Source organism: Candidatus Avelusimicrobium stercoris (assembly GCF_002437085.1).
Lineage (GTDB): Bacteria > Elusimicrobiota > Elusimicrobia > Elusimicrobiales > Elusimicrobiaceae > Avelusimicrobium > Avelusimicrobium stercoris.
Genome location: NZ_DJOA01000031.1, coordinates 33,573 through 42,782, shown reverse-complemented (window position 1 = coordinate 42,782; position 9,210 = coordinate 33,573). Strand labels below are relative to the sequence as shown.

At 52.2% G+C, this 9,210-nt stretch carries 7 protein-coding genes; all 7 read left to right on the top strand.

The genetic code is table 11. From position 1 onward, the window contains the following. Positions 1–533 precede the first annotated feature (533 nt). From tpiA to dprA, 7 genes are read left to right on the top strand one after another with little or no spacing between them, the layout of a single operon-like run. Complete coding sequence (gene tpiA / locus B2118_RS04865) at positions 534–1,292, top strand: triose-phosphate isomerase (RefSeq protein WP_428053704.1); 759 nt, start codon at positions 534–536, stop codon at positions 1,290–1,292. Positions 1,293–1,311: 19 nt separating this feature from the next. After that, positions 1,312–1,956 (top strand): deoxyribose-phosphate aldolase, encoded by a 645-nt coding sequence (deoC, locus tag B2118_RS04860; protein WP_428053702.1) that lies wholly within the window; start codon positions 1,312–1,314, stop codon positions 1,954–1,956. After that, positions 1,953–4,955: a DnaA ATPase domain-containing protein gene (locus B2118_RS04855; RefSeq protein ID WP_428053700.1), complete on the top strand. Its 3,003-nt coding sequence runs from the start codon at positions 1,953–1,955 to the stop codon at positions 4,953–4,955. Before deoC ends, B2118_RS04855 begins: the two co-directional genes overlap by 4 nt. A 3-nt stretch (positions 4,956–4,958) precedes the next feature. Next, on the top strand, positions 4,959–5,408 hold the full coding sequence (locus tag B2118_RS04850; protein WP_428053698.1) for a hypothetical protein: 450 nt from the start codon (positions 4,959–4,961) through the stop codon (positions 5,406–5,408). Continuing rightward, positions 5,408–6,514, top strand: coding sequence for a hypothetical protein (locus B2118_RS04845; protein WP_428053696.1), 1,107 nt, complete (start codon positions 5,408–5,410; stop codon positions 6,512–6,514). The genes B2118_RS04850 and B2118_RS04845 overlap by 1 nt, the downstream gene beginning before the upstream one ends. Before the next feature lie 2 nt (positions 6,515–6,516). Continuing rightward, the gene (locus B2118_RS04840; RefSeq protein WP_428053694.1) at positions 6,517–8,055 is read left to right on the top strand and encodes a YifB family Mg chelatase-like AAA ATPase; all 1,539 of its coding nucleotides are present in this window, start codon (positions 6,517–6,519) and stop codon (positions 8,053–8,055) included. A 1-nt stretch (position 8,056) separates the two neighbouring features. Then, positions 8,057–9,193, top strand: coding sequence for a DNA-processing protein DprA (dprA, locus tag B2118_RS04835; RefSeq protein ID WP_428053692.1), 1,137 nt, complete (start codon positions 8,057–8,059; stop codon positions 9,191–9,193). Positions 9,194–9,210 lie beyond the last annotated feature (17 nt).

Sequence of the window (9,210 nt, the reverse complement as noted above, 5' to 3'; positions counted from 1 at the left end):
CAATTTATCAAAATTTTAACAAAAAAAAAAAACGAAACAACTCCTTTATAAACAACTGCTAAAAAGAGAACAACAAACAACGAGATCCCGAATAAAAACCTTCCGGGATGACGGCTTTATGAAGAAAAGGGGTCATCCTGAACTTGTTTCAGAATCTACATCTTGGGTCGTTTGCTGGTTATAAAAATAAAGGTCATACTGGAAGGTTTGCCGGCGCGGAGCGTTCCAGTATCCGTTGTTTTCCTTTTTTTACTAACGACAGATCCTGGACTACGACTTTCCAGGATGACGGCAACTACAATACAAAAGACAAACAACCCAATCGGTAGTTCCTGAAACCTATTAATAGCCCCGCACAGCAACTCTACGGGTTCCGCCTAGCGGTAAGGGCGGCAATTCAGGCTGACCACTAATTTAGCCACGACTAATTCCGCCGCCCCTTTTCATTTCGCTTTCTTTATGATAGTATTTAATAGGAAGTTTCTCTCCCCGCGCGGGAGAGCGTTCTATTTTGTATTTAAAGAGGAATTAAAATGACCGAAAGAACACCTATCATTGCCGGAAACTGGAAGATGCACAATACGCTCGCGGAATCTACCGCCCTTATTACTGCTCTTACCAAAGCCGGGAATAAAAACCACGTTGAAATTATCGTTGCGCCGTCTTACACATCGCTTGCCAAAGTGGCGGAACTCGCCAAAGGTTCCGAAATCCAAGTAGCCGCCCAAGACGTACATTGGGAAGATAAAGGCGCCTTTACGAGCGCCGTTTCCCCCGTACAAGCCAAAGACGCAGGCGCTACCCACACCTTAATTGGCCACAGCGAGCGCAGAAGTGTTTTCGGCGATACCGATGAAATTTTGAACAAAAAAGTAGCCGCCGCCTTGCGCCACGGCTTGACCGTTATCTTCTGCGTGGGTGAAACCTTGGAACAGCGCGAAGCCGGCAAAACTCTTTCCGTCATTGAAGAACAACTCAAAAACGGCTTGAAGGGCTTTACCGAAGAACAATTAAAAGGCCTTATCATCGCTTATGAACCCGTTTGGGCTATCGGCACGGGCAAAACCGCCACGCCGGATCAAGCGCAAGAAGTACACGCCGCTATCCGCGCGTATTTAGGCAAAGCCTATTCCGCCGCGTTTGCCGGGGCTACCCGCATTTTGTACGGTGGCAGCGTAAAAGACACCAATGTGGACGAAATTATGGCCAAACAAGATGTGGACGGCGCCTTGGTGGGCGGTCAGTCTTTGGTTGCGGAAAAATTCGCCCGCATTATCAACTACAATAAATAATCTTTAAAAGGGGTTTCGTATGAACTTGGCTAAACTGATTGATCACACTATTTTAAAACCGATTGCCGGAAAAGAGGATATCCTCCGTGTTTGCGACGAAGCGCGCAAATATGGCTTTTGCAGCGTTTGCATTAACCCGTTCTGGGTGTCTTACGCCAAAGAACTCTTGGCCGGGTCGGACGTAAAAGTGTGCACCGTTATCGGCTTCCCATTGGGGGCCAATACCACAGCCGTCAAGACATACGAAACCCAAGACGCTATCAAAAACGGCGCTGACGAAATTGATATGGTTATCAACATTGGCGCGCTCAAAGACAAAGACTACGATACCGTTTTGCAAGACATCCAGTCCGTCCGAGAAGCCTGCAAGGGCCACATTTTGAAGGTAATTATTGAAACCTCGCAACTGACGGACACCGAAAAAGTAAAAGCGTGCGAAATTTCCGCACAAGCCGGGGCCGACTTCGTCAAAACCTCCACGGGTTTTACGGGTGGCGGCGCTACGGCGGCGGATGTCGCTTTGATGAAGAAATCTATTCCTGCCCATATGCAGGTAAAAGCCTCCGGCGGAGTACGCACGCGCGAAGATTTTGACGCTATGGTCGCCGCCGGGGCTACCCGCATTGGCGCCAGCAGCGGTGTAAAAATTGTAGAGGGCAAATGATTACCAACTGGGATATTCTTTCCCGTACCGACCCAGCCACGCAAAACCTCCGCTACACCTTAGTAACGGACGGAACAGACCGTGATGCGCAGTTGCTCGCCAAAAAATTGGCGGGTTACGCTTCTGCGCCTACCACAGCCCTGCCGCCGTTTACTTTTTCCTTTGAACTGCCTACGGATTTGGACGAGGACACCTTGTCCAAAATCCGTACGGCGACCGAGGAAGGCGTGGTCCAAATTAATAAGGTAAACCAATTCGCACCAGATGGTGCCTTGGGCGACCCTCTTTTTAACGGGAAAGCGGACTTGGCCGGGTCCGTAGGGCAAGTGGCTTCGGAGGACAGTTTCTTTAAGCCTAATCCGCCCGCCGCGCCGCTTCCGCCGCAGGCCGAACCTATTGATATTGAGGCGCAACCTGTAAAGGAAGAAAAACCCGCCGAGGAACAGGCCCCTCTAACCATTAACGACAAAGATATGCTCATTAAGGATATGGAAGGCACAATGCTGGACAATATGCCATTAGAGGATATCTTTTCGGCGGAAACCAAGTACGATATGTTCCTGGACTTGGAAAACCAAAAACTGGTAAAAAACAACCAGCAGCAGCGAGAGCAAAAAATAAATGTGCTGGCCGACGGCAAAGACAGTTTGGAAGAATCCTTTAACGTCTTTGAACAGAAGATAAAGGACCAAACTTGCATTATTGATTTAGACGATTTAAATAAAGTTACCGGGCAAATTTCCCAAAAGGATACAGGGTTTGTAAAACACGCCAACACCGTGCCGCCTATCCCGGCGGTGGAAGCCAAAACGGTAGCCGCACCCGAGGTTCAGGCGGATGTAGATATACCGCTCCACGCGGCAGTTCGCCCGGCGGCGGAACAGCAAGAAACCTTGGAAGCCACCGCTGACGGACAGCCCTTGCCGGAAATTTCCGCTGAACCCATATCTGCTGAGGAAGTTTCCGCAGAGCCTGTTCAGGCAGAGCCCGTACAAGAAGCCGTAAAAGAGGATACCGTGCAAGACCCCTTTGATTTATTAGACAAACCCGCAGACCGCGCGTCTGTGGCGGACCCCTTTGAAAATATAGAAAAATCCACCGTCCGCCCGGAGGATGATGAGCCCCTTAATTTAGGGCCCGCGCCCGAGGAAGCCTCGGTGGAACTGACGGAACCGATACACGGGCAAATTCCCGAAGAGGAACATTTGCTTAACACCGTGCCGCACGCGCCCGTGATTGAGCAGGCAGAGCCGCAGGAAAGCGGCGATTTGCCGGAAATTACTATCCGCGGACAAAAAATAGACTCGTTGGACAAAACCTTTCATTTGGAAACGACTATTAACACCGAATTAATGCACAACCAGTACGAAAAGTCGTTCCACCAAACCGTGCCGCCCGCCGCGCCCAAAGTGCACCCGGCGGCTCCCGTCCAACCGCAGGCCCCGCGCCCGGCCCAGCCCGCCGCTCCGGCCGTTCAAAAACCTTTTGTTCCGGTAAAACCGGGGGAATCTATTATGGAAGAAAACAACGCAGAAAAAACCACTTTTCGCATTAGACGCAAATTAACAACCGAGCCGTCGGCTCCCGCTCCGGCGCATACGCCCGTGCCTCCGCAGCCGCAGGCTCCCGTTGCCCCGGTACACGCCGCTCCGGCGGTGCCGCCCGTCCAGCAACCGCAACGGCCCCAGCCTGTCCAACAGCCCAAACCGGCTATGCCGGCCCCGGCGGAAGGCAAAACGATTTTAGAAAAGACGAAAACCATTGACCACTCCATTGAAATTCCGCTCTCGGAAATCAAAAAGCACAACTGGCCCTTGGAAGTACCGTTAGTGCCCACTTACACGCTTGAAAATATGGTAATGTCCGTCAACCGCTTCGCGCACGCGACGGCTATTTCCGTCATTGAAAACCCGGGCAAACTGTACAACCCCTTGGTGTTGCACGGAGCCACCGGAACGGGCAAAACGCATTTCTTAAACGCAATGGCGTATGCGTTTTCCAAAAAGTTCGGACAGGAAAACATCTTTTTGACGAACGGCGTGCGCCTTTCGCGCGGGATTCAGCGCTATGTAATGGAAGGCAACATTGAAAAATTTGATAAGTTTATGGACAGCGTAAAGGTGCTCCTTATTGACGATATCCACTTGCTGGCCATTAACGAGCAAAACCGCGTGCATATTTCCAATTTGCTTAATAAATTCCTGCGCGAGCAGAAGCAGATTGTTATCACGTCCAAATATCCGCCGGAAAGTTTGGAAAAACTGGAAGAATTAATCCGCTTCCGCTTGGACTCCGGCTGGATTTCGGAATTAAAGCCCGCGGGCGGCTCTGCGCATTTAAAAATCGTCAAAAAAATGCTTGCCGAAAACGGCGTGGATTTGAACGATACCCAAGTAACCGAATTTTTCGGCGGCGCGCATATGACGCTGGGCACCGTTACCCGCAGTATCCGCCGCTTAAAAGTGTTGGAAAACCTGATTTTCCCCAACCTGCCGGAATCGGAACGCTCCCAGGCGGCCATTTTTGAGAAATTATTGGCTACCAACGGCGAAGACGCCACCAGCGAAATTTTAACCCGCGACCCGGAAAGCATTACCACTCTTTCTACGGTGGGCAACGGCGAGTGGGGCCGCATTGGCTTCTTCTACCCGCAGAACAGTTCTCATTTGATGAACTGGATGGTGTTCTGCCTGGAACAGCGCGCCAAGGAACTGGGCATTTCGGGCGGATTTGATATTGCCGTGCGCTCCTCTTACGCCACGGAAAATATCATTTCCTCCGCCTTTAAAATCGCCAACCTGTGCGACAATAAAAAGTTAAAAGGCGCCGTTATTTTGGGCCCGTCGCTCCAAGTGTGCGACCCGTCCGTGCGCGAGAATTTCTACGATATTCTTACGCATATGCTGGAAATTATGCTCATCCGCTGCGGGATTATCAATTACGAAGATACCAAAGCCCCCAGCACCTATGTAAAGGTAATTTCCGAATTGTTGAGGTAACTTATGAAGAAACTTTTAGCGCTTTGCACCGCCGCGCTTTTTGCGTGCGCCTGTGCGGGCACAATGAAATCCGCCGTCAAGGACGGCGCGATTGCCCCGTCCTTTAACGATACCCTGCTAGATAACAACTATCTGTGGGTGCGCGGATTTGGGGCCGCCAACCCCAACCACACGAGCGATTCCCAGCGGCGCATTATGAGCCGCGAAGCCGCCATTGCCCACGCTTACCAGCGGGCCACGGAAGTATTGTACGGCGCCAATTTGGAATCCAATGTGCAGGTAGTGGACGCCGTATCCGTAGGCAGCACGATTGATTCTTCCGCCGAGGGCGTTATCCGCCAAATGGAACTCATTTCCACCGAATATATGGAGGACGGCGGGTGCGCCGTCATTATGCGCTTGGACAGAGCGCGCCTGAAAGCGGCAGGGCTGGACCCGGAGGGTAAAAAATAATGAAGAAACTTTTATTTCTGCTGTTAGCCTGCACTTTTGTCGTATCGGCGTGCGGGTCGCTTCGTATCGGGCCGAAAGGCGAAGGCGAATATGTGGAAGCCGAATCCTTGGTCCCTTATAACGAAAACAATTTAAGACAAATGAAGAAGGACGGCATTTTAGCCGCCCAAAAATCCGCTGTGGAAAAGGTGGCGGGCGTATTTATTTCGTCGGCTACCACCGTGGACCAAGCGCAATTAGTGGAGGATAAAATCGTCTCCAAAACGGCCGGCTTCATCCGCCGCAGCCACGTTACCAAATCCTACCGCAAGGGCGATGAATATTACACCAAAATCAAAGCAATGGTGCTGGTAAAGGATATCGGCGATATTATAAAACAGTCCGAAGCCGACGCTTTTGCCAAAAAAACCAATATTTTGGTTACGTCCCGCGAAATGGTGGGAGAGGATATTTCCCTCAAACAGGATTGCAAACAGGCCATTTACCGCGCTTTAAAGAGCCAGCCCTTCGCCTTAATCAACGGCGACAATTTGAGCCAAAACAATATTGAAAACCCCAACTCAGTCATTGACAAGGCCCGCACCGAAGGTGCGCGCTTTGTAATTGTGGCGGATGTGGAAACCAACCCCATTGCCGCCTTGCCCGGGGCCGCTTCGCCCTTTAAATCGTACCGCGCCCGCGCGGCCATTAAAACCTTTGCCACCAACAACTATGCCGTAGTGGCCGAAGGGGCCGACCAATTAAGCGGCTTGGACCCGCTGGCCGACATTGCGGCGCAAAAGTCTATTTCCGCCGCGTGCGAAGCCGCCGCCAAACGCCTCGTGGAGCCCATTAATTCGGCTATCAATTCTGCCAAGGTGTTTAGTTTAACCGTCAAAGATGTAGGCAATATTGAACGCTTGAAACAGGTACAGGATATTTTAAAGGACCTGCGCGAAATTGAAGACTACAACTTGGTGCGCTACGCCAATTCCGCGGCGCAGTTTGACGTTTCGGCTAATATTGGCACGCCGGAAGAATTAACCGCCAAAATTATCCGCAAATATAACATTAATTTTACGGTGGTTACCATTACGCCTAACGCCATCGTGTTGAGTTTTAACTGATTATGCTGGCCAATGTATGCACCGGAGCCATTAAGGGGATAGAAGGCTTTGCGGTATCCGTGGAAGTGGATATCGCGCCCGGTATGCCTACCTTGGCCGTAGTCGGTCTGCCCGATGCCGAGGTGCGCGAAAGCAAGGAGCGCGTGGTAGCCGCCGTACGCAACAGCGGGTTTGATTTCCCCACCAAGCGCATTACCGTTAATTTAAGCCCCGCAGAACTGCGCAAAAGCGGCACGCAGTTTGATTTGCCCATTGCCTTGGGTATCTTAGCCGCCAGCGAGCAACTTTCGCCCGAAGCCGCCGCCAAAATAAAGGATTTACTGGTACTTGGCGAACTGGCCTTGGACGGTTCGCTCCGCCCGTGCGCAGGCGTGCTGCCGATGCTCATTTCCTGCAAGAAACTGGGCAAAACCGCCGTTATTCCCCCGCAAAACGTATTGGAAGGGCAAGTGTCCGGCGCGCCGTTTATCACGCCGCACACGCTAAAAGACTTGGCCGAATACTTGGAAGGCAAACAGACCTTGCAGGACGTAAAACTGGCCTATGTGCCCCAAGAGGAAGAAGCCCCCGTACAAGAATTGGATTTCAGCGAAGTAAAGGGCCAAGCCCTCGCCAAGCGCGCCTTGGAAATTGCAGCCGCAGGCGGGCACAACGTACTGATGATTGGTCTGCCGGGTACGGGCAAAAGTATGCTGGCCAAACGCTTCCCGGGCATTTTGCCGCCGCTCACGCAGGAAGAATCATTAGAAATTACCAAAATTTACTCCATTTGCAACTTAATGGGCAAGAGCCGCTTGTTGACCCGCCGCCCGTTCCGGGACCCGCACCACACCATTTCGGATGTGGCCCTCATCGGCGGGGGCTCCACGCCGCGGCCGGGCGAAGTATCCTTGGCGCACAACGGCGTGCTGTTTTTGGACGAATTTGCGGAATTTTCCCGCTCGTCCTTAGAGGTATTGCGCGAACCCCTGGAAAATGGCCGCGTAACCATTTCCCGCGCCAAAGAAACCGTTTCCTATCCGGCCCGCTTTACGTTAATTGCGGCAATGAACCCCTGCCCCTGTGGCCACTTGGGCGACCCGATAAAGCCCTGCACCTGTTCGCCTATGCAGGTAAACCGCTATAAGTCGCGCATTTCGGGCCCGCTACTAGACCGTATTGATTTAACCGTTAATTTAAACCCCGTTAAATATTCCGATTGGAACAAAAAGAGCGAGGGAGAAACCTCGGCCCAAATCCGTGAGCGCGTGTTAAAGGCGCGCGAAATCCAGCGCAAACGCTTTGCTAACTCCGCCACCACGGCCAACGCGTTTATGACGCCCAAGGAAATTAAGGACTTTTGCCCGCTTCCCGCCGGGGCGGATGCTATCTTGGAAACCGCTATGCGCAAATTTGGGTTAAGCGCCCGCAGTTTGGATAAAATTTTAAAAACCGCGCGTACTATTGCCGACTTGGACGGAAAAGACAATATTGAAGTCAAACATTTGGTGGAAGTAATGCAATACCGCCCGTTAGACCGCAAAGGAGTAGCCGACATTTAATATGAATCCGTCCGTTTCCGCCGCCGAACGGCTGGCAAGAATCCGCTTAAACGCTTTTTTGTTCTTCCGGGCCGACTGGCTGGAACGGCTGATTGAAATCTTTGGCTCCGCCGAGGAAATTCTGCGCCAAGATGCGCAAACCTTATCCAAAGAAGCCAATTTAAACCTCTCCACCGCCACCCACCTGTTACAGGCCGCCTTTGCGCTGGACCCGCAAGAAGAGTGGGATAAAACCGCCGCATTGGGCGGACACATTTATCTGCCGGAAGACGAGGAATACCCGCAATCTTTAAAAAATATCAAGGAAGCCCCGGTCGTTATCTATGTACTGGGCAAACTTCCCCCTCCCACACAGGCCTGCGTGGGGATGGTGGGCACACGCAAAATTACCCCTTATGGCCGCCGCGCCGCCGCTAAATTGGCGGGCGATTTGACCGCTTGCGGGGTAACGGTTGTCAGCGGGTTAGCCCGGGGGGTGGACAGCGAGTGCCACGCCGCCGCCGTCCGCCTAAAAAAGCCGACGGTAGCCGTTATCGGCACCGGGGTAGGGCGTTGTTATCCACCCGAAAACCGCGCCTTGGAAAAGGCCATTTTGGAACACGGCGGGGCCGTCATCAGCGAACTGCCGTTTAACCGTCCGCCAAACGCCTTCCATTTTCCGCGCCGAAACCGCATTATTGCCGCGCTCTCTCAGCCCGTTGTGGTGGTAGAGGGCGAAATAAAGTCCGGCGCGCTGATTACCGCCAAACTCGCCCTGGAAATGGGAAAAGACGTTTTAGCCGTACCCGGCCCCATAGACAGCCCGCAGTCCGGCGGCCCAAATAACCTAATAAAAGACGGGGCAGGGGTTGTAACCTCTGTTGTAGATATACTAGACTATATACCACAGCAACTGCGCTTTGGGTTGGACAGCCGCTTCTTTGAAAAGAAGGACGACACGCCCCAAAAACCGGAGGAAGAATTGACGCCCCGGCAGCGCGAAGTAATGGCCGCCGTAGGCGGCGGCCAGGCCAGTTTGGACCAGATAGCCGAGGCAATTAACGCCGACGTGCCCGAAGCGGCCTCACTTTTATTTGATTTGGAAGTAAAAGGATTTTTGGCCTGCGAAAACGGCCTGTACAGCAAGAGCAAATTTTAACACTTTATAAGGAAGTG

What these genes read in the sequence shown, in the direction of transcription:
- deoC (WP_428053702.1), top strand. Translation starts at nt 1,312, where the DNA reads ATGAACTTGGCTAAACTGATTGATCACACTATTTTAAAACCGATTGCC.
- dprA (WP_428053692.1), top strand. Translation starts at nt 8,057, where the DNA reads ATGAATCCGTCCGTTTCCGCCGCCGAACGGCTGGCAAGAATCCGCTTA.
- tpiA (WP_428053704.1), top strand. Translation starts at nt 534, where the DNA reads ATGACCGAAAGAACACCTATCATTGCCGGAAACTGGAAGATGCACAAT.
- B2118_RS04850 (WP_428053698.1), top strand. Translation starts at nt 4,959, where the DNA reads ATGAAGAAACTTTTAGCGCTTTGCACCGCCGCGCTTTTTGCGTGCGCC.
- B2118_RS04845 (WP_428053696.1), top strand. Translation starts at nt 5,408, where the DNA reads ATGAAGAAACTTTTATTTCTGCTGTTAGCCTGCACTTTTGTCGTATCG.
- B2118_RS04855 (WP_428053700.1), top strand. Translation starts at nt 1,953, where the DNA reads ATGATTACCAACTGGGATATTCTTTCCCGTACCGACCCAGCCACGCAA.
- B2118_RS04840 (WP_428053694.1), top strand. Translation starts at nt 6,517, where the DNA reads ATGCTGGCCAATGTATGCACCGGAGCCATTAAGGGGATAGAAGGCTTT.